The 26,453-nt window shown below is 54.5% G+C and carries 22 protein-coding genes, 1 tRNA gene and 1 pseudogene; 14 read left to right on the forward strand and 10 right to left on the reverse strand.

Annotation, left to right across the window (positions count from 1 at the left end):
- On the forward strand, window positions 1-187 hold a 187-nt coding region (locus ACB040_RS13630), incomplete at its 5' end, for a hypothetical protein (RefSeq protein ID WP_371155260.1).
- 19 nt (window positions 188-206) lie between these two features.
- Here ACB040_RS13630 and ACB040_RS13635 read toward each other — a convergent pair.
- From ACB040_RS13635 to ACB040_RS13655, 5 genes are all read right to left on the reverse strand, one after another.
- Complete coding sequence (locus ACB040_RS13635; RefSeq protein WP_371155258.1) at window positions 207-2,138, reverse strand: putative bifunctional diguanylate cyclase/phosphodiesterase; 1,932 nt, start codon at window positions 2,136-2,138, stop codon at window positions 207-209.
- A gap of 23 nt (window positions 2,139-2,161) precedes the next feature.
- A complete protein-coding gene (locus ACB040_RS13640; protein ID WP_201944309.1) occupies window positions 2,162-2,662 on the reverse strand; it encodes a molybdopterin-binding oxidoreductase in 501 nt (166 codons plus the stop codon).
- Window positions 2,663-2,763: 101 nt separating this feature from the next.
- Window positions 2,764-4,398, reverse strand: coding sequence for a chaperonin GroEL (gene groL, locus ACB040_RS13645; protein ID WP_005340575.1), 1,635 nt, complete (start codon window positions 4,396-4,398; stop codon window positions 2,764-2,766).
- Window positions 4,399-4,441: 43 nt separating this feature from the next.
- A complete protein-coding gene (locus ACB040_RS13650) occupies window positions 4,442-4,735 on the reverse strand; it encodes a co-chaperone GroES (RefSeq protein ID WP_005340573.1) in 294 nt (97 codons plus the stop codon).
- A gap of 23 nt (window positions 4,736-4,758) precedes the next feature.
- Window positions 4,759-4,941, reverse strand: coding sequence for a hypothetical protein (locus tag ACB040_RS13655; RefSeq protein ID WP_371155255.1), 183 nt, complete (start codon window positions 4,939-4,941; stop codon window positions 4,759-4,761).
- 54 nt (window positions 4,942-4,995) lie between these two features.
- On the opposite strand from ACB040_RS13655, the gene ACB040_RS13660 reads away from it, so the two are divergent.
- Entirely contained in the window at window positions 4,996-6,330 is a 1,335-nt protein-coding gene (locus ACB040_RS13660) for an MATE family efflux transporter (RefSeq protein ID WP_240337311.1), read from the forward strand.
- 34 nt (window positions 6,331-6,364) lie between these two features.
- Here the strand turns inward: ACB040_RS13660 and ACB040_RS13665 are convergent, their stop codons facing one another.
- A complete protein-coding gene (locus tag ACB040_RS13665) occupies window positions 6,365-6,841 on the reverse strand; it encodes an FxsA family protein (RefSeq protein WP_338773760.1) in 477 nt (158 codons plus the stop codon).
- Window positions 6,842-7,283: 442 nt separating this feature from the next.
- Here ACB040_RS13665 and aspA point away from each other — a divergent pair, with 442 nt between their 5' ends.
- Both aspA and ACB040_RS13675 read left to right on the forward strand, forming a co-directional pair.
- Entirely contained in the window at window positions 7,284-8,726 is a 1,443-nt protein-coding gene (gene aspA / locus ACB040_RS13670) for an aspartate ammonia-lyase (protein WP_005340569.1), read from the forward strand.
- A 125-nt stretch (window positions 8,727-8,851) separates the two neighbouring features.
- Window positions 8,852-10,171, forward strand: a complete 1,320-nt coding sequence (locus tag ACB040_RS13675; protein WP_021229055.1) for an anaerobic C4-dicarboxylate transporter — start codon at window positions 8,852-8,854, stop codon at window positions 10,169-10,171.
- Between the two features lie 242 nt (window positions 10,172-10,413).
- On the opposite strand, the gene tsaD is transcribed toward ACB040_RS13675, so the two are convergent.
- Entirely contained in the window at window positions 10,414-11,427 is a 1,014-nt protein-coding gene (tsaD, locus tag ACB040_RS13680; protein ID WP_019444959.1) for a tRNA (adenosine(37)-N6)-threonylcarbamoyltransferase complex transferase subunit TsaD, read from the reverse strand.
- 179 nt (window positions 11,428-11,606) lie between these two features.
- On the opposite strand from tsaD, the gene rpsU reads away from it, so the two are divergent.
- The 8 genes and pseudogenes from rpsU to ACB040_RS13720 all read left to right on the forward strand — a co-directional run bounded on the left by rpsU (window position 11,607) and on the right by ACB040_RS13720 (window position 18,485).
- Window positions 11,607-11,822, forward strand: a complete 216-nt coding sequence (rpsU, locus tag ACB040_RS13685) for a 30S ribosomal protein S21 (RefSeq protein WP_005309452.1) — start codon at window positions 11,607-11,609, stop codon at window positions 11,820-11,822.
- Window positions 11,823-11,837: 15 nt separating this feature from the next.
- Complete coding sequence (locus tag ACB040_RS13690) at window positions 11,838-12,281, forward strand: GatB/YqeY domain-containing protein (RefSeq protein ID WP_005349081.1); 444 nt, start codon at window positions 11,838-11,840, stop codon at window positions 12,279-12,281.
- An 88-nt stretch (window positions 12,282-12,369) separates the two neighbouring features.
- Window positions 12,370-14,157 carry a DNA primase gene (gene dnaG, locus ACB040_RS13695; protein WP_338773757.1) on the forward strand — a complete coding sequence of 596 codons (1,788 nt, stop codon included), beginning with the start codon at window positions 12,370-12,372 and terminating at the stop codon, window positions 14,155-14,157.
- Window positions 14,158-14,340: 183 nt separating this feature from the next.
- Window positions 14,341-16,236 (forward strand): RNA polymerase sigma factor RpoD, encoded by a 1,896-nt coding sequence (gene rpoD, locus ACB040_RS13700; protein WP_263718854.1) that lies wholly within the window; start codon window positions 14,341-14,343, stop codon window positions 16,234-16,236.
- Window positions 16,237-16,423: 187 nt separating this feature from the next.
- A tRNA-Ile gene (locus ACB040_RS13705) sits at window positions 16,424-16,500 on the forward strand.
- Between the two features lie 702 nt (window positions 16,501-17,202).
- A pseudogene (locus tag ACB040_RS13710) lies at window positions 17,203-17,754 on the forward strand (hypothetical protein).
- Between the two features lie 195 nt (window positions 17,755-17,949).
- The gene (locus ACB040_RS13715; RefSeq protein ID WP_371155251.1) at window positions 17,950-18,264 is read left to right on the forward strand and encodes a hypothetical protein; all 315 of its coding nucleotides are present in this window, start codon (window positions 17,950-17,952) and stop codon (window positions 18,262-18,264) included.
- Window positions 18,265-18,338: 74 nt separating this feature from the next.
- The gene (locus tag ACB040_RS13720; RefSeq protein ID WP_371164849.1) at window positions 18,339-18,485 is read left to right on the forward strand and encodes a DUF4113 domain-containing protein; all 147 of its coding nucleotides are present in this window, start codon (window positions 18,339-18,341) and stop codon (window positions 18,483-18,485) included.
- Window positions 18,486-18,625: 140 nt separating this feature from the next.
- Here the strand turns inward: ACB040_RS13720 and ACB040_RS13725 are convergent, their stop codons facing one another.
- Window positions 18,626-18,865, reverse strand: coding sequence for a hypothetical protein (locus ACB040_RS13725; protein ID WP_371155247.1), 240 nt, complete (start codon window positions 18,863-18,865; stop codon window positions 18,626-18,628).
- Between the two features lie 258 nt (window positions 18,866-19,123).
- Between ACB040_RS13725 and ACB040_RS13730 the strand changes: the two genes are divergently transcribed.
- Both ACB040_RS13730 and ACB040_RS13735 read left to right on the forward strand, forming a co-directional pair.
- Complete coding sequence (locus ACB040_RS13730) at window positions 19,124-19,675, forward strand: hypothetical protein (RefSeq protein WP_371155245.1); 552 nt, start codon at window positions 19,124-19,126, stop codon at window positions 19,673-19,675.
- A 165-nt stretch (window positions 19,676-19,840) separates the two neighbouring features.
- Window positions 19,841-20,005, forward strand: coding sequence for a hypothetical protein (locus tag ACB040_RS13735; protein ID WP_162629635.1), 165 nt, complete (start codon window positions 19,841-19,843; stop codon window positions 20,003-20,005).
- A 133-nt stretch (window positions 20,006-20,138) separates the two neighbouring features.
- Here ACB040_RS13735 and ACB040_RS13740 read toward each other — a convergent pair whose 3' ends face one another.
- Together ACB040_RS13740 and ACB040_RS13745 are read right to left on the reverse strand one after the other, a co-directional pair.
- Complete coding sequence (locus tag ACB040_RS13740; protein ID WP_371155243.1) at window positions 20,139-20,447, reverse strand: hypothetical protein; 309 nt, start codon at window positions 20,445-20,447, stop codon at window positions 20,139-20,141.
- Between the two features lie 1,451 nt (window positions 20,448-21,898).
- Window positions 21,899-26,428: a sacsin N-terminal ATP-binding-like domain-containing protein gene (locus ACB040_RS13745; RefSeq protein ID WP_371155241.1), complete on the reverse strand. Its 4,530-nt coding sequence runs from the start codon at window positions 26,426-26,428 to the stop codon at window positions 21,899-21,901.
- Window positions 26,429-26,453 lie beyond the last annotated feature (25 nt).

Genomic DNA, 26,453 nt, shown 5'->3' on the forward strand with positions numbered 1-26,453 from the left:
CGAGTCAAGCCTTATTTTCAAAGGCTTTTCGAGGTTATCGACTTGGCTTTCTGCGTTGCCGCTTGCCCTGTCGATGGAGGCGCATTATAGGGAACAGATTCTTTCTGGCAAGGCTAAATTGCATGTTTTTTTGACAAAACCGCACAACTGTTCAAACAATAAACAAAAAGAGGAAAGTTTGAGCTAAATCACACATTTTCCCCCTCTCAACTCGTATAAGCCATTTCGGATTGTTGACGCGCCAGCCAAAGCTCCTCCATCTCCAACAAGGTCTGATAGATTTGCTCCGCCTGCTCCGGTCGGCTGAACAGATAGCCCTGTCCATACAAGTGGATATCGGTCAGGGATCGCAGCACATCCAACTGGGCCTGTGTCTCAATCCCTTCACACACCAGACTCTTGCCCAACATCGACCCCATCCGGCAAATATTGGCGACCAGTTCGGATGCCTCCAGTGAAGTGTCAATGCCCTGTATAAAGGAGCGGTCGATCTTCACCTTGCTGACCGGTAACTTTTGCAGATAACTCAAAGAGGAATAACCAGTCCCAAAATCGTCTAATGCCAGCAGTACCCCCTGCTGATTGAGATCCTGCATCAGTTGCAGCGAGTTCTTCACTTCGCGCATGGTAGTATCTTCCGTGACCTCCAAGACCAGGCTACGGGCAGGCAGGTGGTGCTCCATCAATGCCTTGGCCACCAGTTTGAGCAAATTACGCTGGTACATGCCTGGCGAGATATTCACACACATTTGCAGATCAACCATACCAAGCTGGTGCCACTGATAGAGCTGCTCACAAGCGGTGTTCAGCACCCAGCTGCCAACCCGTTCGGCAAGCTGGAACTCCTCAGCCACCATAATCACTTCGTTTGGCGGAATGAAACCGAGCTCAGGATGCCGCCAGCGCAGCAGAGCCTCGACAGCTTCGCAGCGGCCACTCTCGAGATTGACGATGGGTTGGTAATAAAGTTCCAGCGCATTGTGTTCCAGCGCCATGATCATGTCCGACGCCAGATGTTTGCGCCGCGCCGTCTCGTTGAGCAGGGAGTTATCGTAAATCACATAGGGGACATGGGTCTTGCGACTATGGAACAGGGCCTGTTCCGCACGACTCAACAACTCCTGAGTCTTGTCGCTGTCCATCGGATAGAAGGCAATGCCGATCCCGACTTCGAGCCGGAAGGGATAGTTGTCATAGACGATATCTTGCTTCAGAGCATGCAGCAATCGCGCTACCAGCTCCCTGACCTGACGCAGATCGCTGCTGCCACGCTGAATAATGGCAAATTGATCCCCCCCCAGACGTCCGCTCCACTCGCCCTCTTCACAGAGCACTCTGATGCGGGTGGCAAACTCACAAAGCAGATAATCACCGGTGTCATAGCCAAACTTACTGTTGATATCTCTGAAGTCGTTGATGTCGACCAGCACCAGCCCAAACGGCACTTCCTGTGTGGCGTACAGCTCCATCCGCTCCAGTAGGGCAACCCGATTGGACAACCCGGTCAGCGGATCCCGTCTGGCCGCTCTGAAATGGCGACGCCCTTCATATATAAGCAGCATGCTGAGCAGCAGCACTGACATGACCAGACCGGAGACCATCAGCAACAAGGCATTGCGCAACTGCCCAAAATGACGATCGTTCTCGGAATAGACGTTGATGTTCTTCTGCATCACAGAAGCGAGGGAGTAGGAGAGCGGCTCTTGCAGCGGGGCAAGGCGCATCATGATCTGCTGATAGTCAGATGCCCCGCTTTGCAACTTGATGATGTCGGGCTCTATTTGGCGAATATTGGTTTCAATCAGCTGCACCAGACGCAAGGTTTTCTGCTTGTCCTGCATGCTCTTGCGCAGCTGGCCGCTCAACAGGATGGGCGTTCTGCTCCAAAGAATGTCATAACGCAACATCAAGGCGTCATGATCAATCCCGCCATAGTGATAGACCTCTACCGCATTGAGGAAACGACCGAGCTCCAGCTGCAACTGCATCAGCGCCCAGGAGACATCATAGGTGTATTTCTCCATCGCTCTGGTCGCATTCTGGATTTGCATCAGACAATAGAGGGTGCTCCCGGTAAACAACAGGATGGATACATACAGAATGACGAGCAGTGGCCACGCCCTGGTCTTTCCTTTCACCCCATGCTCCCGTGCTGTTTTTATCAGTGCTGAATGTCTATAAAATCCAGCTGCCAGATCATCATGTCGGTATATTCGGATCGCTTCAATTCCGGATATTGATCAAGAGGCAGCATAAACCAGACCGGCCCCTTGTCACGCACCCGCATGACAGCACCATTGTCTTCCCATGCGAGGATGGGCTCGTATTTGGCAACCTTGTCCCATTCAATGCGGATCTGGAAACTGTTCAGTGCCGTCAACGTAATGGTCTTGCCATCCGCACCGACTGCAGCCAACACATCTGCCAGTTTTGGGCCTCTGTAGGTGTGTGGCTTATCCACCCACGGGTTGCCGGTCACTATCTCATGTTGCGGCAGAGCCTGCAGTTTGGCCAGATCAAACAACACCTTGCCATCAACTTCGTCTGCCGACCTGATGTTACCACCGACTTTCAGGATCACCGGCCCAGTCAGCGCCTCAGCAGCCATCACCGGCATGATGACCAATGAACACAGTAGTGTCAGCCAACCAAACATTTTCATATCTCCCCCAGATTTGCTGTCTCAACAGACTCAGTTTAGCCAGATATAAAAAAACGGCTCGCCTTGAGCGAGCCGTTTGTCAAACAGAGCAAGGGGGATGATTACATCATGCCCATGCCACCCATGCCGCCCATGTCAGGCATTGCAGGGGTATCTTTCTTCGGCAGTTCGGTGACCATGCACTCGGTGGTGATCATCAGACCGGCGATGGAAGAGGCAAACTGCAGGGCGGAACGGGTTACCTTGGTCGGATCCAGGATGCCCATGGCCAGCATGTCGCCATACTGTTCGCTGTAAGCGTTGTAACCAAAGTTGCCTTCGCCGTTCTTCACTGCGTTGGCAATGACGGAGGCTTCCTCACCGGCGTTGATGACGATTTGACGCAGCGGGGCTTCCATGGCGCGCAGGGCAACCTTGATACCGACGTTCTGGTCTTCGTTGTCACCACGCAGACCAGCCAGTTTGGCAGCAACGCGAACCAACGCAACACCACCACCGGCAACCACACCTTCTTCAACCGCGGCGCGGGTAGCGTGCAGGGCATCTTCAACGCGGGCTTTCTTCTCTTTCATCTCGACTTCGGTGGCTGCGCCAACCTTGATCACGGCAACACCGCCAGCCAGCTTGGCTACGCGCTCTTGCAGCTTCTCACGATCGTAGTCGGAAGAGGTCTCTTCGATCTGCTGACGGATCTGGGCAACACGGCCTTCGATCACACCGGCATCACCCACGCCATCGATGATGGTGGTGTTCTCTTTGGTGATGACGATACGCTTGGCACGACCCAGATCTTCCAGAGTCGCTTTTTCCAGCTCCATGCCCACTTCTTCGGAGATGACAGTACCGCCAGTCAGTACGGCGATATCCTGCAGCATGGCCTTGCGACGGTCACCGAAGCCAGGCGCCTTGACGGCAGCCACTTTCACGATACCGCGCATGGTGTTGACCACCAGAGTCGCCAAGGCTTCGCCTTCCACGTCTTCAGCAACAATCAGCAGCGGCTTGCCAGCTTTGGCAACGCCTTCCAGCACCGGCAGCATTTCGCGGATGTTGGAGACTTTCTTGTCAACCAGCAGGATGAACGGGTCGTCCAGTTCAACGGAACCGGTCTCTTGCTTGTTGATGAAGTAGGGGGACAGGTAGCCGCGGTCGAACTGCATACCTTCAACAACTGCCAGCTCATCTTCCAGACCCTGACCATCTTCAACGGTGATGACGCCATCGCGACCCACTTTGTCCATGGCTTCGGCAATCAGCTTGCCTACTTTCTCGTCGGAGTTGGCGGAGATGGTGCCCACCTGAGCGATGGCATTGCTGTCGGCACACGGCTGGGACAGCGCTTGCAGCTCGGCAACAGCAGCCACAACGGCCTTGTCGATACCGCGCTTCAGATCCATCGGGTTCATACCGGCGGCAACGGCTTTCAGACCTTCGTTGACGATAGCCTGAGCCAGAACGGTTGCAGTAGTGGTACCGTCACCGGCGGCATCGTTCGCCTTGGAAGCCACTTCCTTGACCATCTGGGCGCCCATGTTCTGGAACTTGTCTTCCAGCTCGATTTCGCGCGCAACAGAAACACCATCTTTAGTGATGGTCGGGGCGCCGAAGGACTTGTCCAGCACCACGTTGCGGCCTTTCGGGCCCAGAGTCACCTTGACGGCATCAGCCAGGATGTTTACGCCTTCCAGCATCTTGATGCGGGCTTCGTTACCAAACTTAACGTCTTTAGCTGCCATTTTTCTTCAATCCTTAAATCAATTCGGGGAAAAGGAGGATGGATTACTCTTCGACAATCGCCAGGATGTCGGTTTCGGAGAGGATCAGGACGTCCTGACCATCCAGCTTCTCGGTCTTCACACCGTAGCCTTCGTTGAAGATCACCTTGTCACCAACCTTCACGGCCAGCGCTTTGACTTCGCCATTATCCAGGATGCGACCAGTCCCCACGGCAAGCACTTCACCACGGGTGGACTTCTGGGCCGCAGTACCAGTCAAGACGATACCGCCGGCAGATTTGGCTTCAGCTTCGATGCGCTTGATGATGACGCGGTCGTGCAGTGGACGAATTTTCATCGATAACTCTCCCAAAATGAGTCTCATTGTTGCTTTGAGGAATGGCCGTTCCAGGCCAAATTAGATATGTCGCTGATGTGGGGCAGAGTTGCTAACCCTTCAAGGGCAAATACAAAAAAAAATTTTTCACGTACTATAAACATCTTCGATGGTTCAGCCATGTCCGCACTCTGGTGCAAGGTCGGTTCAAGCCGCCAGTTTTCCATGCTAGAACCTTCAAAGCCAGCTGTAGAGACGAGCCTTTGACCCGCACCAACCCCATGCTGACAGCCCCTATTCCGGTCGTACTGCGCCAGATGACGGGCCCCATGATCTTCGGCATCATCGCCATTCTGGCCTTCAATCTGGTCGATACCTTTTTTATCGGTATGCTGGGAACCGAAGCTCTGGCCGCCATCAGTTTTACCTTTCCCGTCACTTTTGTGGTTACCTCGCTGGCGATGGGATTGGGCGCCGGATTGTCAGCGGTGATCGGTCATACCCTGGGGCAGGGCAAACACGATGAGGCAGCCCATCTCGCCACCGACAGCCTGTTTCTGGCGGTGATCATGGTGGCCCTGCTCTCCGCGGGGGGGGCTCTCACCATCAAGCCTCTGTTTACCCTGTTGGGCGCCAGTGCCGAGCTTATCTCCCTCATCCATGACTACATGCTGATCTGGTATCTCACCGTCCCCATGCTGGTGCTGCCCATGGTGGGCAATGCCGCCATCCGGGCGACCGGCGATACCAAAACCCCCAGTCTGGTAATGGCAGTAGCCGGGCTGGTCAACGGGGTACTGGATCCTCTGTTGATCTTCGGTATCGGCCCCTTTCCCGAATGGGGGATCCGTGGGGCCGCCATCGCGACCTCTATCTCCTGGTTGATGGCGATGCTGGTCAGCCTCTATATCCTGCGTCATCGGGAGGGCTTGCTGTTGTGGCGCCTCTCGCCGCGGGCGCGGTTGCTATATCACTGGCGGGCCTTGCTCCATGTCGCCGTCCCCGCCTCTTTTACCAATATGCTCAATCCCCTGGCCAATGCGGTGCTGATGACGATCTTTGCGGGTCTGGGTACCGAGGTGGTGGCCGCTTACGGCGCCGCGTCGCGGGTCGAGGCGTTGTTGCTGATTGTGATGATGGCCCTCGCCTCCGTACTGGCCCCTTTCATCTCGCAAAACTGCGGCGCTGGCAATCCGGCCCGCGCCAAGGCCGCACTGCAGAGCTGCATGAGGTTTGCGTTGCTGTTCCAACTCGCCATCTATGGCCTGACCTGGCTACTGGCGCCACTCATCGCCAACCTGTTCAGCGATCATCCGCAGGTCATTCGCCTCATCATTCTCTATCTGCATCTGGTGCCGATCGGTTATGGCTTTCAGGGCATGGTGATGCTGCTGGCCTCGGCGCTAAATGGCGTGCGAGCATCCAGTATTTCGTTCTTGTTCAACGGACTGCGGCTGTTTGGTTTTCTGTTGCCAGGAGCCTGGCTGGGGGCAAAGCTGGGGGGAGAACAGGGGATATATCTGGGGATACTGCTGGCCAATCTGGCGGCGGGCACCCTCGCATGGTGGTATGCCCGACACCGCTTCGAGGCCTTGTGCCATCAGGGCAAACCCTGATTCAGTCACTCGCCTCGGGTTTTCGTCTCGTCGATTACTCTTTACGCTCAAATTCGCCTTCGATGGTGGTGCCGCCCTGCTTGGCGTTCCCCAGATGATCATCGGACGGTGCGTTGCCAAACGGGGATTGAGTACGCTGGAAACCGCCCGTCTGCATCCGGAACTGGCTGCTGCCGATCAGCTTGTCAGCCAGTTTGTTGCGCAGCCAGGGTTGCAGCAACAGCACACCGAAAATGTCGGTCACGAAACCCGGAATGATCAGCAGCAAACCAGCCAACGCCAGCATCATCCCCCCCATCACCTCGCGACCCGGCATCTCGCCCATCTGCATCTTTTGCTGGGCGCTGAACAGGGTCTTGATCCCTTCACTGCGCACCAGCGAGGAGCCCAGTACCGCAGTCAGGATGAGCAAGCCGACAGTCGGCAGCGCCCCGATTACCGAGCCGACCTCGATCATCACGGTGAGCTCCAGCACAACCAGACCCACCAACAACAAAAACAACTTGCCCATATCCACTCCAGCACCGGTAAATTGAGAAAAAGTGGCGCCCATCCAACGATGGTCAGAGGCGATTTTACCGCCCCGTCATCACCACTTTCTGCCCTGAATAAATGGGGGCTGCCCCCCTCTTTTCAAGTTGGTCAACTGACTCCTACATCATCAGCAATCTAAAAAACCAGCAAAAAGTCACAAAAACTTATAAAAATCATCATGATAAAAACTTCATAACATATGTGTACTTTCCTCAAAGTAATTTGAAAATGTCGCAAATTTAGTGATCCACCTCTAATAACCGATACCTCAATTGGAGTAGTATATTGATTAGTTTTTCGGGAGGTCATTCTCCCAACTGCCCCACTCGATGTGTGGTGCTTCAGGATGAGCTGTGCGCAAGGAACTCGCGACCACTCGGTGAGGATTTTTCCATTTATCTGATTTCTGAGGCATTACAATGAGCGACATCAAGAACGTCCGCATTGAAGAAGACCTGCTGGGCACCAAAGAAGTTTCCAATGATCTCTACTACGGTGTGCATACCCTGCGCGCTGTCGAGAACTTCAAGATCAGCTCTCAGAAGATTTCTGACGTTCCGGAATTCGTCCGCGGTATGGTGCTGACCAAGAAGGCCGCTGCGCTGGCAAACGGTGAACTGGGTACCATCCGTCCTGAAATTGCTGACAAGATCGTAGAAGCCTGCGACCTGATGCTGAACACCGGCAAATGCTTCGACCAGTTCCCGGTCGACGTTTACCAAGGTGGTGCCGGCACCTCCGTCAACATGAACACCAACGAAGTACTGGCCAACATCGCCCTGGAAATCATGGGTCTGGAGAAAGGCCGCTACGACGTCATCAACCCGAACGACCACGTCAACAAGTGCCAGTCCACCAACGATGCCTACCCCACCGGTTTCCGCGTTGCTGTGGTCAACAGCACTGACGTGACTCTGCACGCGCTGGAGCACCTGATCGCGGCATTCGATGCCAAAGCGAAAGAGTTTAAAAACATCCTGAAGATGGGCCGTACCCAGCTGCAAGATGCGGTTCCGATGACCCTGGGTCAGGAGTTCCACGCATTCGCCGTGACCCTGCGTGAAGAGATCAAATCCATCAAGCGTTGCCAGGAGCTGCTGCTGGAAGTGAACCTGGGCGCGACCGCCATCGGTACCGGTCTGAACACTCCGCCCGAGTACTCTGCACTGGCTATCAAGCGTCTGGCCGAGATCACCGGTCGTGCCTATGTGCCGGCAGAAGACCTGATCGAAGCGACCTCCGACTGTGGCGCCTACGTCATGCTGCACGGCGCCATCAAGCGTCTGGCCATGAAGCTGTCCAAGATCTGTAACGACCTGCGTCTGCTCTCCTCCGGCCCGCGCACTGCACTGAAAGAGATCAACCTGCCGGAAATGCAGGCGGGTTCCTCCATCATGCCGGCCAAGGTCAACCCGGTTATCCCGGAAGTGGTCAACCAATCCTGCTTCAAGGTATTCGGTAACGACATCACCATCACCTTCGCCGCCGAAGCCGGTCAGCTGCAGCTGAACGTCATGGAGCCGGTGATTGGTCAGGCGATGTTCGAATCCCTGAGCCTGATGGAAAAAGCCTGTATTTCCCTGCGCGAGAAGTGCGTGGAAGGTATCACCGCCAACCCGGAAATCTGCATGAATCACGTGCTGAACTCCATCGGTATCGTGACCTACCTGAACCCCTTCATCGGCCACCACGAAGGGGATATCGTCGGCAAGATCTGTGCCCAGACCGGCAAGAACGTCCGCGAAGTCGTTCTTGAGCGTGGCCTGCTGAGCGCCGAGCAGCTGGACGAAATTCTCTCCATCGAGAACCTGATGAACCCGCAATACAAAGCCAAGCGTTTCACCCGCGAAGCTGCCGTATAAGCGAGTGTGGGCCGGGATCTTCCCGGCCCATAAAGTCAGTTCCCGATTGGTCTTTATCCCCAGCCCGATCGGGAATTGGCTTTTTGCCAAATAAAAACCAAAAACTAAAAAATGGAGTTATCGCTATGATTGGAATCGAGTTACTTGTCGTGCTCGCCGCTATCTATCTGGGGGCCCGGATAGGCAGCATCGGCATCGGCTTTGCCGGTGGTCTGGGGGTACTGGTATTGACGTGGGGTCTGGGCATGCCCATCCCGAGCGATCAACTGGTCAGCTACATCCCTTGGGATGTGATCATGATCATCGCGTCCGTCATCTGCGCCATCGCCTGTATGCAACTGGCTGGCGGGATGGACTACCTGGTCTTCCTGGCAGAAAAAGCGCTGCGCAAGAACCCCAAATACATCACCTTCGCCGCCCCGGTGGTCACCTACCTGATGACCATGCTGGCCGGTACCGGTCATACCGCCTTCTCCACCCTGCCGGTGATCGCTGAAGTGGCCAAAGAGCAAGGGATCCGCCCATCCCGTCCGCTCTCCATCGCGGTTGTCGCCTCCCAGATCGCCATCACAGCCTCCCCGATCTCTGCCGCTGTGGTTGCCTTCTCCGGTATGCTCGAGCCGTTTGGTGTTGACTACCTGACCCTGCTGGCCATCTGCATCCCCTCGACCTTCCTGGCCTGTATCCTGGGCGCCTTCATTGCCAACATGATGGGCAAGCCGCTGGAGCAGGACGAAGTCTATCTGGAGCGCAAAGCCAAGGGCCTGATCAAATTGCGTGGTACTACCAAGCTCGAGATCAAACCGTACGCCAAACTGTCTGTCTGGATCTTCATCGCCGCCATCGTTGCTGTCATGGCTTATGCCACTGCCATCTCCGGTAAAGTGGGTCTGATCACCAACCCGCCGATCCCCCGTGACGGTGCCATCATGGGCATCATGCTGGCCGCGGCCACCATCATGACCCTGGTGTGCAAACTGGACGCCACCCAGGTCACCAACATGCCGACCTTCAAGTCCGGTATGTCCGCCTGTATCTGCGTACTGGGTGTGGCTTGGCTGGGTAACGTCTTCGTGAAAGGCAACATGGACACCATCCAGCTGATCGCTGGCGACCTGCTGAACCAGTACTCCTGGCTGCTGGCCGTGGTGCTGTTCTTCGCTGCCATGCTGCTCTATTCACAAGGCGCCACCACCAAAGCGTTGATGCCTGCCGCACTGGCACTGGGTGTCAGCCCGCTGACTGCGATTGCCTCCTTCGCAGCCGTGAGCGCCCTGTTCGTACTGCCGACCTACCCGACCCTGCTGGCCGCGGTAGAGATGGACGACACCGGCTCCACCCGTATCGGTAAGGCGGTCTTCAACCACCCCTTCTTCGTACCGGGCACCGCCACCATCGCCATCGCCGTGGCACTGGGCTTCTTCTTCGGCGGCATCCTGCTGTAATTCATCGCCTGCCGATCGCCAAACAAAAATCCCCGCCAGTTGGCGGGGATTTTTTTATCTCTTTACTCTGTGCTTGGCTGTCTGCCAGCAAAAGACCTGACCTCTTATCCGGATGGCTCAACCACGGCGACAACAGACACCACAACAGCGTACCAGCGGCGCTATGACCACCGCTGCCGGATTGCCGGAGTAGTAGGCCACCATGGTACTCACCACCACGCCAGAAGGCGGGATCCGTCGGATCAGACCGGATCCAGGGTATCCAGCGGCCAGCGCGGCACGGCTTTGACCACCAGCGGCTCAAACACGCCCGCTTTCAGGCGCTGCATACCGGCGTAAGCGATCATGGCGCCGTTATCAGTGCAATATTCAGTGCGCGGATAGAACACCTCACCCTTGAGGCTCTCCATCAGCTCGGCCAGCTGGGCTCGCAGATGACGGTTGGCACTGACGCCGCCAGCAACCACCAGACGCTTAAGACCGGTCTCTTTCAAAGCACGACGGCACTTGATGGCCAGGGTATCGACCACCGCATCTTCAAACGCCCGAGCGATATCGGCACGGGTCTGCTCATCATCACCATTGGCGGCGATGGTGTTGGCGGTGAAGGTCTTGAGGCCGGAGAAGCTCATGTCGAGCCCAGGACGGTCAGTCATGGGACGAGGGAAGTGGAAGCGCCCGGTAGTGCCCTTCTCGGCCAGACGGGAGAGCAGCGGACCACCCGGATAGTCCAGCCCCATCAGCTTGGCGGTCTTGTCGAACGCTTCGCCAGCGGCATCATCGATGGATTCCCCCAGCAGCTGATAGCTGCCGATACCGTCGACCCGCACCAGCATGGAGTGACCACCGGAGACCAGCAGCGCCACGAAAGGAAACTCGGGAGCTTTCTCTTCCAGCATGGGGGCCAGCAGGTGCCCTTCCATATGGTGGACGGCGATAGCAGGCTTGTTCCACGCCATCGCCAGCGAGCGGCCAATGGTCGCCCCCACCAGAATGGCGCCAACCAGACCTGGCCCCGCGGTATACGCGATGCCGTCGATGTCATCTTTGCCCAGTCCCGCCTCTTGCAATGCGGCCTGGATCAACGGGATCGTCTTGCGAACATGATCCCGGCTGGCGAGTTCGGGGACGACGCCACCGTAGTCCGCATGCAGCTTGACCTGGCTGTATAACTGATGGGAAAGGATCCCTTTTTGATCGTCGAAGATCGCGATCCCGGTTTCGTCACAGGATGTCTCTATGCCCAATACACGCATTGCTAAAAAATTTCACTGCTAAAATGAGACGGCTATGGTAACCTTCGCGGGTTTTTTAAACCAGAGCGATCTCTGCGGGTTTACTTTCATTCCCTGTCCAGAGTATAATTTCGCACCATTTTAAGACATGCTGATCGATTGAAGGTCAGCTAACAATTTATCACTGAGGTGAAAGGCACATGCCAGTAATCAAAGTCCGTGAAAATGAGCCGTTTGACGTTGCTCTGCGTCGTTTCAAGCGTTCTTGCGAAAAAGCCGGTATCCTGTCCGAAGTTCGTAGCCGTGAGTTCTACGAGAAGCCGACTACCATTCGTAAGCGCGCCAAAGCGTCTGCTGTCAAGCGTCACGCCAAGAAGCTGTCTCGCGAAAACGCACGTCGTATCCGCCTGTACTAATCGGGAGATATTGCCGTGTCTCTGAAGGATCAACTCAAGGATCAGCAAAAACTCGCCATGCTTGCCAAAGATAAGGCACGTCTGGGAGCGATCCGCTTGTTGATGGCAGAAATCAAGCAACGTGAAGTCGATACCCGTATCGAGCTGAATGATGAGGATATCCTCGCTGTCGTGACCAAAATGGTCAAACAGCGCCGCGATTCCATCAGCCAATTTGAAGCTGCCGGTCGCCAGGATCTCGCCGACAAAGAGTCCGCCGAGATCGTTGTGTTGCAGGAATTCCTGCCACAACAGCTGACCGCAGATGAAATTGCTGCCCTGATCGAGCAAGCCATCACTGAAAGTGGTGCTGCCGTCATGGCTGATATGGGCAAGGTCATGGCTGTCTTGAAGCCGAAAATTCAGGGGCGTGCCGATGTCGGCGCCGTCAGTGCTCAGGTGAAAACCCGCTTGGCGTAACAGGCAACTCTCTTGTTTGGTCGAAGAAGCCGTGCTTCCCTTGGAATGCGCGGCTTTTTTATTTTCTCCGCAATGAAACAGGACGGTTATGGCAGGCAGGATCCCCCAATCCTTTATCGACGATCTGCTCGTACGCACAGACATAGTCGAGCTGATCGACTCGCGAGTGCGGCTGAAAAAAGCCGGTAAGAACTACCAGGCTTGCTGCCCTTTTCATAACGAAAAAAGCCCCTCTTTTACCGTCAGCCAGGAGAAGCAGTTCTACCACTGTTTCGGTTGTGGCGCCCACGGCAACGCCATCGGCTTTGTCATGGAGTACGACGGTCTCGAATTTCCCGATGCCATCGAAGAGCTCGCCAGCATGCAAGGCATGCAGGTACCTCGCGAGCAGAGCATCGGCGGCTCGGCCAATAGCCAGCCCGCCGTCAGCAAGGATCTGTTCGAGCTGATGAACCAGATCGCCCGCTTCTACGAGAGCAACCTCAAGAGCGCTCCCCATGCGGTGGAGTATCTCAAAGGCCGCGGTCTGACCGGCGAAGTGGTCAAACGCTTCAATATTGGCTACGCCCCCAGCGATTGGGATCAGGTGCGCCGTCGCTTCGGCGCCAGCCGGGATCACGAACAGCTGCTTATCTCGGGCGGCATGCTGATCACCCGTGACAATGGCCCGGGGAGTTATGATCGTTTCCGCGATCGCATCATGTTCCCGATCCGTGACAAGCGTGGCCGGGTCATCGGTTTCGGTGGCCGGGTGCTGGGTGATGGCACCCCCAAATACCTGAACTCGCCGGAGACCCCCATCTTCCATAAAGGGCGGGAGCTGTTCGGTCTCTACGAGGTGAAGCAGGCACACAAGGATCCACGCCGGATCTTGGTGGTGGAAGGCTACATGGATGTGGTGGCACTCGGTCAGTACGACATCGACTATGCGGTGGCGGCGCTGGGTACTGCAACGACCAGCGACCATATCCACACCCTGTTTCGCACCACCGCCGAGGTAGTCTGCTGCTACGATGGTGACAACGCCGGTCGTGAAGCCGCCTGGCGCGCGCTGGATAATGCCCTCCCTCATCTGCAGGATGGCCGCGAGCTGAAGTTCGTGTTCCTGCCCGATGGCGAGGATCCCGACTCGCTGGTACGCCAGATCGGCAAGGAGGGTTTTGAAGCCCTGCTCGATCAAGCCCAACCGTTCGCCGACTTCATGTTCGAGCGTCTCGGCCGGGATGCCGCACTTTCGGGTGAGGCAGGCAAGTTCGAAGTGGCCAACAAGGCCGCCGAGCTTATTCGTCGCGTTCCGGAAGGGTTTACCCGCGAAGGGCTGATCACTCGTCTCTCCAGCATGATGCGTTGGGGCGAGAACAAGCAGCGCATCGCCGAGCTCTTTGCTCGCAACAGTCAGCCCAAGGCCGAGGTCAACAAACCCAAGGCAGCCAAGCTGACGCCACTGCGGCGTGCGCTGGCACTGATGGTGCAATATCCGGCAGTAACGGCTGAGCTCCCCCCCATGCCGGAATTGGCCGGACTACGCGTACAGGGCATCAAGTTTCTGCTGCAACTGCACCAGCAAATCCTGGCACAGCCCGGTATCACAACCGGTATCCTGCTGGAACACTGGCGTGGAACCAAGGAGGGAGAGATCCTTGCTCAGCTGGCCATGCACGACCTGTTCGAGGAGATCAAACTCGATCAGGATCCAGATATTCTGGGAGAATTGCAGGACACCTTCGTCGGCTTCATCAACCAGTTTCTGAAACAGCGGATCGAAGAATTGCAGGCCAAAGTGGCTCAGGAAGGACTAAGCTCCGAAGAAACCCAAGAGCTGATGATGCTGATAAGAGAGGTGCAAATTGAGAAAAGAAATGAGAGTGGGGCTTGATATTTGAGTGATTAGTCCCAATATGGATAGCGTTGCCCGAATCGACGGGATGAAAAGCAAAATTTTTATAACCGCCTGGCCCCGACAATACTGCGGGCAGGGGTTTCTCATGACCGACGCCGCAACCAGACATAGCATGTCTGGCGGTTTTCTATTAGAATTGGCTATTTGCGCAGCAGCGCACTGTACGCGCAACCTAGCAACACCAACCGGATGAGTTCTATGGAGCAAACCCCGCAGTCTCAGCTTAAACTCCTCGTTGCCAAAGGTAAAGAACAGGGCTACCTGACCTATGCCGAGGTGAACGATCACCTCCCGCAAGACATTGTCGATTCAGACCAGATCGAAGACATCATTCAGATGATCAACGATATGGGCATTCAAGTGGTTGAAAACGCTCCGGATGCCGATGACCTTATCATGGCTGAAGGTGGTACCGCCGATGAGGACGCTGCCGAAGCAGCGGCCCAGGCTCTGGCATCTGTTGAATCTGAGATTGGTCGCACGACCGATCCCGTCCGCATGTACATGCGGGAAATGGGTACCGTCGAACTGCTGACCCGTGAAGGCGAAATCGACATCGCCAAGCGGATCGAAGACGGTATCAACCAGGTACAAAGCTCCGTAGCCGAGTACCCTGAAGCAATTACTTACCTGCTCGAACAGTACGACAAGTACGAAGCCGAGCAGCTGCGTCTCTCTGACATCATCTCTGGCTTTATTGACCCGAACGAAACTGAAGATATGGCGCCTACCGCCACGCATATCGGTTCCGAACTCGGCGAAGACGATCTGGCCGACGAAGATGAAGAAGACGAAGAAGACGAAGACGAAGATGGCGACAGCTCTGACGACGACGGTGACGGTGGTCCGGATCCGGAAGTCGCTCGCGAGAAGTTTGGTGAACTGCGTGCACAGTATGAAGTGACCCGCCTCTCCATTCAGAAGAATGGTCGCGCGCACGAAGATACCCAGGCCGCCATCGCCCAGCTGGCCGATGTATTCCGTCAATTCCGCCTGATGCCCAAGCAGTTCGATCGCCTGGTCAACAACATGCGTGAAATGATGGAGCGCGTCCGCGTGCAGGAACGCATCATCATGAAGCTCTGCGTTGAGCAGGCCAAGATGCCGAAGAAAACCTTCGTCGCGGCCTTCACCAACAACGAGTGTGAAACTGCCTGGTTCGAATACCAGAAGCAGGCTGGCAAAGCCTGGTCTCCCCGTCTGGTTGAAATGGACGAGGATATTCAGCGCGCCATCGGCAAGCTGCAGCAGATTGAAGAAGAGACCGGTCTGTCGATTGCCCAGATCAAGGATATCAACCGCCGCATGAGCATCGGTGAGGCCAAGGCCCGCCGTGCGAAGAAAGAGATGGTTGAGGCCAACTTGCGTCTGGTTATCTCTATCGCCAAGAAGTACACCAACCGCGGTCTGCAGTTCCTGGATCTGATCCAGGAGGGCAACATCGGTCTGATGAAGGCGGTAGACAAGTTTGAATACCGTCGTGGCTACAAGTTCTCGACCTATGCTACCTGGTGGATCCGTCAGGCCATTACCCGCTCCATCGCGGATCAGGCCCGTACCATCCGTATCCCGGTACACATGATCGAGACCATCAACAAGCTCAACCGAATCTCCCGTCAGATGCTGCAGGAGATGGGTCGTGAACCGAACCCGGAAGAGCTGGCCATGCGCATGGGCATGCCGGAAGACAAGATCCGCAAGGTACTGAAAATCGCCAAAGAGCCTATCTCCATGGAGACGCCCATCGGTGATGATGAAGATTCCCACTTGGGCGACTTTATCGAAGATACCACCCTGGCTCTGCCAGCGGATGCGGCGACCAGCGAAAGCCTGCGCAACGCCACCCGCGAAGTGCTGGCTGGCCTGACCGCCCGCGAAGCCAAGGTACTGCGGATGCGTTTCGGTATCGACATGAACACTGACCACACCCTAGAGGAAGTGGGCAAACAGTTCGACGTTACCCGTGAGCGTATTCGTCAGATCGAAGCCAAGGCACTGCGTAAACTGCGCCACCCGAGTCGCTCGGAAGTGCTGCGCAGCTTCCTGGACGAATAGTCCTGACCCTGTGTCAAACTGCTCTGCCAAAGCCCCGCCATGCGGGGCTTTGTTTTGTCTGGCATTTACTCTTGCGACCCGCTTTGCACCCTCTATAGACCTGGACAATTAGTCGCCAAGTGGTTGATATGCCTATAGACTGCCCCTTCCTCTTCCCCTATAATCCACGCCGCTAAACGCACAATTTGGCCCCTTAGCTCAGTTGGTCAGAGCAGTCGACTCATAATCGATTGGTCGTGGGTTCAAGTCCCCCAGGGGCCACCACATACAGCAAGGCGTAGCAGGTTAGTAACCGCTACGCCTTTTGCTTATCTGGCGTTTTGGGGTGCTTTAATGGGTGCTTTTAGGCGGAAGCTGGGATGCTGGTAGTTAACCTACGGTAGGGATAGCTCATTGACACAAAGGACTGTGTGGGTAGCAAAGCAACTGCTGGCGAAGCTGGTACACATAGCCATTTCCTCACCTCGATAGCGAAACGGCTTTACAATTTATACTCCCTGCCTTCTTCTCTTTTATCTGATGTCTTTATCAATGCATGTATTGCACGCACCTTTATCTCCTTTTGTAATCAGTCTCAATAGAGCGCCGCACCTACCCTTACAGGTTTCCTGCCGCCTCCACCATCTGTTAAAAACAGTTCCAACTTGCTATATGCCTGCTGCTACGCCTTGTGCTTACCGTACTCGTAATGCGAAGGTTGCAGGTTCGGCTCCTACAGCAAGGCTCGCAGTGATGCGAGCCTTGCTCATTTCTTGTTAGGTCTCACTCTGGGCTAACATCAGCCCAGGAACACAAGCGGCTTCGCCCCCTTGTCAGTTGTTCAGTCAGCGGCTGCAAGAACATCGATTCGCAGCCCTGCTCCCAGCCAACCCAGATTTACCACCGTTCATCCTGCAGGAAGGCCAGGAACTGGAGATATTCGGCGTAGTAACCTTCGTGATCCACAAGACCAAGCTGGGGTAAACCATGCCGCAGGCAATTGCTCTGATTGACGTGAACAACTTCTACGCATCCTGCGAACGCCTGTTTCGACCAGACCTGAAGGAGCGGCCAATCGTGGTGCGACCCAACAACGACGGTTGCATTGTGGTCCGATCAGTAGAAGCGAAGGTACTAGGGCTCAAGGTGGGGGCCCCCTACTTCCAGATCCGCCAGCTCTTTGAAGCCATGGGAGGCGTCTGGTTCTCCAGCAACTACGCCCTCAATGGCGACATGTCGTAATGTGCCATGACTACCCTAGAAGGTATGGCTCCAGCGGTAGAGGTTTACAGCATCGATGAGGCCATTATCGAGCTCAGCGAATCATGGGCAGGTGACCTCACGGAATACGGTCGCCAGACCCGTGAGCGGGTGCAGCAGTGGACAGGTCTAACGGTAGGGGTTGGGGTTGGGGTTGGGGTTGGGGTTGGGGTTGGGCCGACAAAACGCTGGCCAAGCTGGCGAACTACGCTGCCAAGAAGTGGCCTGCCACCGGCGGTGTGGTGGATCCTCGCGATGAGGCAAAGCGGGCTAGGCTGATGGCTATCATCACGGTCGAAGACGTGTGGGGAATTGGCCGACGGCTGACCGCCAAACTGGAATCACAGGGAATCCACACCGTGACCGAACTGGTGTCAGCAGATGCCAAGAGCCTGAGGCGGAGACATGGGGTAGTCGTCGAGCGAACTGTCCAGGAGCTGCGGGGGGATCCCATGCGCCGGTCTGGAAGAGATAGTGAAGGCCAAGCAACAGATCATCTTCAGCAGGAGCGTTGGTGAGCGCATCACTCAGATCGGCGCCATGCACCAGGCCCTAGCCTGCTACATGGAGCGGGCTGCCGAGAAGCTCAGAGCTGAAGGGATGTGCTGTCGCCACATCACCCTGTTTATCCACAACAGTCCATTCAATGACAAAGAGCCGTACTACGGCAACCAGATCAACCCCCGGGTAGCCATACACCAGGGCCCTGCTTGCCCTGATTGGACCGCTCCTATCCAACATCTGGCGAAATGGACACCGCTACCAGAAAGGTGGCTTCATGCTGGCTGACTTCACCCCAGACCGCATCCAACAGGGCGACCTGTTCACCAGTGAGCAACAAAGCCAGCGCAGCAATGCTGCTGATGGTCGACAAGAGCAATCAGGAAGAAATAGGGAGGGTCTACTTTGGAACAAGGGGGCGGGATACCAGCGAATGGATGATGAAGCGGGAGCGGCTAAGTCCGCGATACACTACTTGTATCAGAGATCTTCCCGCAGTAAAGGCATAAGCATGTCGATTAATGACTATTACATACTGACTACAACTTGCTAGTACCAGCGGCAGCATCATATGTATAGGAAACTGCACCTAACCTATTAGATGCAGATTACCTTCATCTCGAGACCATTTTTTGTAGCCACGTCCCTATCATCCCTCTGATATGGATAGCCCATTCACATCAGATTGCACTTTCAGCCGGCCTTCTTTTGATAAGTGCATCCATCTAGACAGTACATCAAGCATTGTTTCACCAGCCAAGACAGCAGAAGCATCCGCGGCCTCAATCCAAGCTAGTGGCCCAAAACCAGGTAGTGGATACTTCGCCAGCAATTCATCTATGATCTCACCAGATGACAAGCACATTCTCTCAATAAAATTTGAATCCAATGCTCCCTCCATGTGCAAAGCACATATCTGCATAAAAAACCACTACAACAATAAAAAACCACCTTTTGACATTAAAATCAATACCAGAAATTGCGAGCATAATGCAAGGAAAAACCACGAAAAGTCATTGGTTTCAATAGTTTTTATAAATCAGCACTACATCAAGGTGAAATTGTAACAAATGATTGCCGACTCAGTTGTCCCCCATGTATCATCTCTCGGCTAAAATCGCGGCTGCATTAAGTTATGGGGGGTGGTATGAGCACATTCATGCCAGAAAAAGACTTTATTGAAGTTCAGAGATTGACTTACGGCGTTACAGAAACGATTCTGGAAAGCCAGCTACAACTCACTAAGAGACTTGGTCTCGGCGTTGTGAACGAGCAGGCAATTGATGATATTTCTGCGTTTCGAAGAGCTGGGCATTTTGTATATGATCCTGAGCTGATCATGCCAGCCTATTGGACATCAGGCATAGGTATGCCAGTTCGACTGATTGTTTACTATGATCGCATGCCTGTGGCATATGCTGTCGGGGCTATGACGGATAACAGCATAGACATTAACTACTGGGAGATGAGTACTAAGGCTCCACAAGAGATTCATGTCCACTGGATCCCGATACTAACAGCCTCGCTTGAAGACCTATCTATCTTCATGGAAAAGTTAAGCAAAAGTGAGATCTCTGTCGAGAAGTTTGCGTTTACATCACCCACCAGGTGTGACAGTATCTCATTTGAGTCGGCTGGCTTTACAATGGTTGACAACTATTGTAAGGGCATTCCGGCAGTCGTAACCTACAGGAAGTAGGTTACAATTTGACCATGAATTAAATCCCATGTAGAATCTAGCGCCTCGCTAAAAATTTTAAAAATGATTCATATCGTACAGCCTCATTTATTGGTAGGGTGTACACTTAACACACCAAGAGTGTGGTTCAAATTGGAGTCTGCTATGGCAAATCGTGGAGAGCTCATGAAAGCACTGGAAGCTGTGATTTCTGAGTATGCTGAGGGCCGTGGTCCGTTGGTCAAGTTTGCAGAACAGAATGCAAAGCTGATTGAAATGGCCACTCAGAACAGCAATCTGTTCCGTTACTTAGGTGTCCCGGACCACGCCTGGCAAAAAACTGCATGCTAATTTAGCATGTTGCTGATAAAAGGGAGCATTTGCTCCCTTTTGTTTTTTCTATACCCCGATTTTATACATCACATCTCGCCATCGTTTCTCTCTTCCTTTCACCAAATACCCACCGCCAGCACATAAGCACAGCTCATGCATGTTGTTGAGCAAGATTGCGTTCATCCGGAACCGAAGTCTGATTTTTCTCTGGCTCCGAATGAATAGCCAACACCTTGATAAAGATCCGGCGACGCGCCATTCGCCCAAGCTCAGGCTTGCAACGCCTCGTTTCGGCCTCTTTTTCCACATGACGCAGAGATCTCAGATAACACATCACCTTGCTGGCTTCTTGAAGTGGAATCCCCAGCCAATAGGCCACATCGTAGAGATCAAAAAACTCACCATGCTGCAGCCCCCACCTTGCTACCTTCAACGCTGGCCACTTCCATTTGCTGTCCATTGAGTCCCTCTTGCCCCACCATATTAATGTCGCGGGTATGTCGTCACTGCTCTCACTGTGCGAGTCGATTTATTGGTATCGCGATGTAATCGAGCTTCAAAGCCTCATTCCAAGTGTCAGAGCGATATCTTTTTTCTATCCAGATCTGGCCAGATCTTGCTGGGCGTCCTTTGCATCCGTCTCAGAAACTGTAGCAATATCCATACAGAGCATCGGGCTCGCATTGTGGAGGTTCTATGACGCATAACACCACGCTAACACGTGACAGCTGTAGGTGACTGAAGTACGGAAATCCCCCAAGAGGGAAGATGTATCTACATGGCATAGTGTTGGTATGACATTTAAGGAATGAGTTTGTCCACGCACTAGGGCGATAAGTAGAATGGCAACGCCATTAAAATTACAGTTATCCACAGGGACTCATAAGGACTTTAATAATGTGGGCATCGGTTGTGTTGCGTGATGTGGTACCAACCTTTACCGTGTAGGAGGTGGATCGAAATGACCCCCTGATGAAGGATCATAGCCACAGCAACCAAATCATAACTGGAGCAAGCAGGATGATAAGTGAAATGGCGATAAACCTTTGGCGAGCAGGAGAGCCATATGGAAGAAGAGGAAAGCCGCCGATGTGCGGAGACAAGCTGCGACAGCAGCAAAAACAAAGCCCAACAGCTGCGAACTGAAGGGCCTTGGAATAGATGGAGACCTTGGCTCTGGCAAGCCGTAGGATTCCTGTTTATGGCACTACCTATCTGCATCACAAACTGGTGCGATGCAATACTCAAAGTGATTGACACTTACCATGTAATCTTTGGTCACTGAGGACCTACGGTGGCGACCGATGGTTGCCGCCGGTTTTCTCAGCAGAGATGGGCCAAGCCGGAAAACTATTTACGATGTAAACGTAACTCCGAGCAATCTTGATAGCAAATTATTTGCTCAAAATGGGTTGGATAGATGCAGTTTGAAACCCGTATATTTCACTAGCGATAACGAATGCCGGAATAAACTCAGGCAGCTGTCCCACTCTTGTACAAGGCTTCCACCTCACTCTCCTGCACATGGCACCATGCCAGCACCGCCTGATAGAGCAGGTACCACTGCGGCTCCCACTCTCCGCGAGTCAGGCTGCCCGCGCTCGATGACTTGTTAAACTGCTGTCATCTTGAATGTTTCTGGATAACGCTGACGGGTCATAACACCTACAATTGTTGTCCAACTCTAGGACAGGATCGTCTACTGGGACTGAGGCAGTCCACAGCACAATGACCTCAAATAGATAACCACGCATGCATCATCGTTCGCCGTGATGCCCATCAGATAGGACACATCGTAAAGGGCGAAGAAATCACGATGTTTGAACACCCACCTTGCGATATTCAATGCTGACCACTTCCATTTGCAGTCTATTAAGTCCCCTCTTGGCACAATGCAGTCTAAGTGAACGCTTACCTTTCATCTTCGTGTCCTACTTGGTCAAACTCAAATTCCAGCGCCTCTGCACGACACACACCGGTCAGCATAAGGTCGCTGCGTACCCTGACATCGAGCTGTGCTAGCGGATTGAAGATAAAGCGAACACGTAACTTGCCCTCACCGTCCTCTAGACCGGAGACAATCGCTAAGAAGAAATCAGGATCGTTCCTTGCAGCCTCAACCTCGCTTGCAGTGAGGACGATATCATTAGGTACCGCCGAATTTGAGCTCATTTTAATCTCATAACATTGACGCAACTCGTCGATAGCATCGACACCAACACCCCGTTTGTTGCGAAGATCATTGAGCTGCTGAGCATCCAGCCGCAAAGCGCGCCGAACCACGTCTAGCGCCATCCTTTCGCGGTCGCTGGTAGGTGGAAGTACCGTACGCTGCAGCGAGAAGTCATTCAATCCGCTCGTTGAGATGTTAGGATCATACTGCCTCGTCCCAGTGTCCTGCCTACGCTTGGCGAAGATCAGTTTGCCCGACTGCTTTGTACCCTCGTTAATTACAATCCCCACCGACGGTACCAAATCGCCAAGATCGCGTAGCTTCCGCACTTGGACAGGCTGTAAGGCAGAATGAGTCTTCACCCTAGACTTCTCTATCTGGTGTCTGACCTCTTTCCGTCCGGACACCTGCTTTGCAAGCTGTTTGAGCCGCTCCGTATCCTCGCCACGCTCGACCCGAGTTTTCGGCAGCACGGCACCTTCCGCTTGTTCACCGGTTACTGCACGAGGCCAGATAGCGGCCCACGCCCACGCAACCTTTTGGCGATCCCCCTCAAACAGTGATGCTATGGCTGCGCCTGCTCCCTCAGCAGTACCAGCGTCCGACAAGCTCCTTACTATCAAGCTGAGAGGCTCTCGACCAACATGCGCCCTTGCCTGCAAATGGATCGACCCCGAGATGAGTTCAGTGACAATCGACAAGTTGGGGTCGACCACCACTGGCGCAGCGATGAGATGCTCCCAGTCGACGGTAAGTCCGTCGAGCAGCGCTTGGTCTCCCTTGACGAGCTCCTGCCTAAGAAGAGCGACCCCCCTGGTGAAGACCGACCTAATGGAATCATCTTCTGCAATTCCGTATTCGGGAATCGATACCGGACGGAAGTCAGCAGGGGTTAGTCGGACCACCCCGAGCGCCTCAAGCAGTGTTGAAATAGTGCCAAAGGAACTAAACCCGGGCCTCCAAATCTTTATGTTGGTCGGCGCACATGACTGCAGCGCTTCTCCCTCAAATGCGTAAACAGGACGCTCCGTCGTCCATTCTGAGCCAGTCCAAAGCGGCAGTCGGCGTAGCTTCGTACGCATCTGAGGTTGCATATCGACTAAGTTATTAGACAAAAGAGTGAGCGCACGGATCGCGATGCCCAAGTCTTCTGGTGAAGGCTGTCCTTTGGCAATCTCCTTAAGGACAGAGATTGCATCGCTAGCAACCGGCAATTTGACACCAAGAGTACTCCAGAGCGACTCTAGGCCATCAATGTTGGGGGCGAATTCCCTGCGGGCGCCGAAGATTGCCGGCCCACGCAACAGGTCCTCTGGAGACAGCCATTTGACGCCAACCAGAAGCAAACCCTGACCCTCCGAGCCAGCTCTGAAAGCGTTCTTCAACTGTGCTGCCGTCATCCTTCCTTCTTGGAAACCATCGCTTTTGTTGCGCAGAGATGCCGCGAGGAGTTGATATGCCGCTAACGAGTCCGCAATGACCGACTCCGTCACTGGTTCTTTGCGTAGGGTACGAAGTCGCTCAATGAGGTCGGTTTGAGTTGGTCCCGATTTCACCCCTAGTGCGGCAAGAATTCCGGACCGCAGGATCTGCGGGTCTAGTTTGGCTACGGTAGAGGAACGCTCGTTCTGTCTTGGTGGATTTCCAGGTATTTGCACCTGAAGAGCTAATGGGCGTTGCAGGCCATTACCGGCATCAGGCATCCATTTGATGTCCGCGAGCCGTGCAAGCCATGTCGCGCGAACCTCAATAACGGTAGACCAGTATCCGTAGTAACCGGAAGCTGTGTGCGCCGTCGCAGAATCCGAATAGTGTTTCTCCCATGCGCGGCTTAGCGTCGAAAGTAGGGCCATAGCCCTCTTTTTGCGAGCCTTGGCGGGCGCGATGGAGATGTTCGCAGCGACAGCTTCCGCATCTGGTGACCAATGGTCGTCAAGTAGATGTGTGGAATATCCTCCCGCTTGAATGTTTTGCAACTGATCTGCGGTGCGCATGTGTGTCTTGATCGGGCTCACCGGTCTCGGATCGCGTAAATAGGGGGCGTATTCGTCCTTCGGCCGGATCAACCTTGGCTCTCGCGCAACGCCCCAGGCGGACAGAAGGCGCTGTGCGCCAATCGCCGAACGCCCAGCTGACGGCTTAAGAACCTTAGCATACCCACTATCCACCCATTTTAGGCCGGGTGTGCGGTAAGCAGCCGAGGCAAAGCTATCCTTGTCGCGATCGATACTGGCGGATTGATACATCTCCACAAGGCGGGACCAGCCAGTTACTCGCTTGCCATCGGAGTCGTACCAAATCGCCTTCAGTTCGATCCGCTGACCAACTTTTTGTCCCAGATCGGCGTGCCGTTCGCGTGGAACCACAGCCCAAGCGTCACGGAGTTCGAGCAGGTCTTCGTCCTCCAGCCTGATCGTCGTAGGTGCTTTGCTGATCGAGGACGCGCCGCGCTCTAAGATCGCGAACACGTCGGTCCCTGTGTCTCGGTCGTCGAACAACGCACCTTGGTTTTTAAGTTTCGACAAAAACGAGAGGGTTCCGGCGCCGCTATTGAAGTAGGCAGGGTGGAGCTGACGGGCGAGCCCGAGACGCGTGGACAGTGCCGTTGGCGATGCTGTCTTTACTAGCACCCATATATCAGTGGGCTGCGGCTTAGCAGTGGTCGTACCGTCAGCCAGGATAAGGCCACGCTGTGAGATGAAGGTATCGAAATACCCATGTTGCTCCGCGATGGCAGCGAATCGCACGTACCAATCGACGCCCCGCTTGGGGTCGCCGTCCACTACTTGAAGTGCATCCTGAACTTCGACGATCTCGGAACGATCTAATTCTCCCAACACCAGACGCCAACGTCCTGATACATCGCGACTGCGGTGCGGAAGAGCAACCTTCCCCTCAGTTAACAGCTCGACGTCCTGTTCGCTGAGTAGGGCCTCGAGTGCTTCGGTTTCGTAGGCTATGTTGTCGACCGATGTTTCACCGTAACCGGTCAGCAGGGTCAAATTGTTTCGGAGAATGAAGTGACTGGCATCGACGATAAGTTCGCGAACTTGGTTGGCAGTCCATCCCTCATGCTTGTCCGCTTCGGCCCTCAAGGGGACATGGTTCCATGCAGTGATGGAACCAGCTCGAAATGTTTCGAGCGCCGCCCAGGCGACAAGCTGACCAAGGTCTGTGAATCGGTTCCGGTTCCAGGTATTGGGCAGCAGGGTAGATCTAGCTGCGTCGGGATCGAACTGTGCATTAAAGCCTATCGACAAACCGGTGAATTCTGGCAGTGGCATACGGTCATACAGCCGCAGAGGCCTGGATAGACCACTCATCGGCACGCAGACTCCAATCAGAGTGGAAGTATCCGTCGCTTTATTCGACCGCATTTCGCCGTCTCGGATGGCTCGCCGCGTCGAATAACGGCGGTATGACTGCACTACACCAGCAGGAAAGTGGACGTCCACGTCCGCGATTTCAACTACGGCGACGTCCTCATCGAATTCGATCCTTCCATTTTGCTGTGGAGTTACTTCAACAGCGAAGAGCAGGTCATGCGAAGGATCTTCGAGATGATGGAATTGGAGCGTACGGATACTTCGTAGGAAGATTAACGAGTCGGCATTCAACTCACGAACAGCTTCGACAACCTTGTCGCTAGTTACAGATTCTAAGAGTGGAATTACAAGCATCGTATCCCGACGACTTGCCTTGTAGACTCCATCCACATCGGGGTATGGTTCAATTGATATCGGCCCATCCTCATCCATCACAAAATGAAATGGAGATGCGTGGAGTGTGATCGGGCTACCAAGAGCTCCGAGTGTGCGCTGACCAATGCCGAAGCGCCCGGCTGCGGCAGCGTCGGCATCCTTAGTCGAAAGCCATGGTAGGAGCATCGCGCCAACATTCGCAAACGTGACCGGTTCGCCGTCATGGACAATAAGCAACTCGGAATGTGGTTTACTCCGATATGCGATATGCAGAGTTGATGCACCGAGATCATCCGCATTCTGTAGGCATTCTATGAGCCCTTGGAAAGGCCGCGGGCTTAGTGTGCTAGCGCCCCTGTCGGCGCCCCTTAGACTTGCCCGAAGTATCGTCGGTTGGCTAGATATGATCTCGCCTAAGCGATTGGTTGCCGCACGCGCCCACTCGCGAGTTGGTGATAAAGGTACCCAGTCACGGTTGTCCCAGTCATACGCAAGCCGATCTGCAGCCTCCCGACCTGCAGCAGCCTCGTCGTCGCTCATCGTAGCTGCTGCCAGTAGTTCTTTCACTTCGCGTCCCCTTATGTATCGAAAA

The sequence above is a fragment of the Aeromonas sp. S11(2024) genome (assembly GCF_041402345.1).
GTDB classification, from domain to species: Bacteria; Pseudomonadota; Gammaproteobacteria; order Enterobacterales; family Aeromonadaceae; genus Aeromonas; species Aeromonas veronii.

Coding starts and splice junctions, on each gene's coding strand:
- rpsU (WP_005309452.1), top strand. CDS start 11,607: ATGCCAGTAATCAAAGTCCGTGAAAATGAGCCGTTTGACGTTGCTCTG.
- ACB040_RS13655 (WP_371155255.1), bottom strand. CDS start 4,941: ATGGAAAACTGGCGGCTTGAACCGACCTTGCACCAGAGTGCGGACATG.
- ACB040_RS13730 (WP_371155245.1), top strand. CDS start 19,124: ATGAGCACATTCATGCCAGAAAAAGACTTTATTGAAGTTCAGAGATTG.
- ACB040_RS13665 (WP_338773760.1), bottom strand. CDS start 6,841: ATGGGCAAGTTGTTTTTGTTGTTGGTGGGTCTGGTTGTGCTGGAGCTC.
- groL (WP_005340575.1), bottom strand. CDS start 4,398: ATGGCAGCTAAAGACGTTAAGTTTGGTAACGAAGCCCGCATCAAGATG.
- ACB040_RS13660 (WP_240337311.1), top strand. CDS start 4,996: ATGCTGACAGCCCCTATTCCGGTCGTACTGCGCCAGATGACGGGCCCC.
- tsaD (WP_019444959.1), bottom strand. CDS start 11,427: ATGCGTGTATTGGGCATAGAGACATCCTGTGACGAAACCGGGATCGCG.
- ACB040_RS13675 (WP_021229055.1), top strand. CDS start 8,852: ATGATTGGAATCGAGTTACTTGTCGTGCTCGCCGCTATCTATCTGGGG.
- ACB040_RS13720 (WP_371164849.1), top strand. CDS start 18,339: ATGGTCGACAAGAGCAATCAGGAAGAAATAGGGAGGGTCTACTTTGGA.
- ACB040_RS13650 (WP_005340573.1), bottom strand. CDS start 4,735: ATGAAAATTCGTCCACTGCACGACCGCGTCATCATCAAGCGCATCGAA.
- ACB040_RS13735 (WP_162629635.1), top strand. CDS start 19,841: ATGAAAGCACTGGAAGCTGTGATTTCTGAGTATGCTGAGGGCCGTGGT.
- aspA (WP_005340569.1), top strand. CDS start 7,284: ATGAGCGACATCAAGAACGTCCGCATTGAAGAAGACCTGCTGGGCACC.
- dnaG (WP_338773757.1), top strand. CDS start 12,370: ATGGCAGGCAGGATCCCCCAATCCTTTATCGACGATCTGCTCGTACGC.
- ACB040_RS13640 (WP_201944309.1), bottom strand. CDS start 2,662: ATGAAAATGTTTGGTTGGCTGACACTACTGTGTTCATTGGTCATCATG.
- ACB040_RS13740 (WP_371155243.1), bottom strand. CDS start 20,447: ATGGACAGCAAATGGAAGTGGCCAGCGTTGAAGGTAGCAAGGTGGGGG.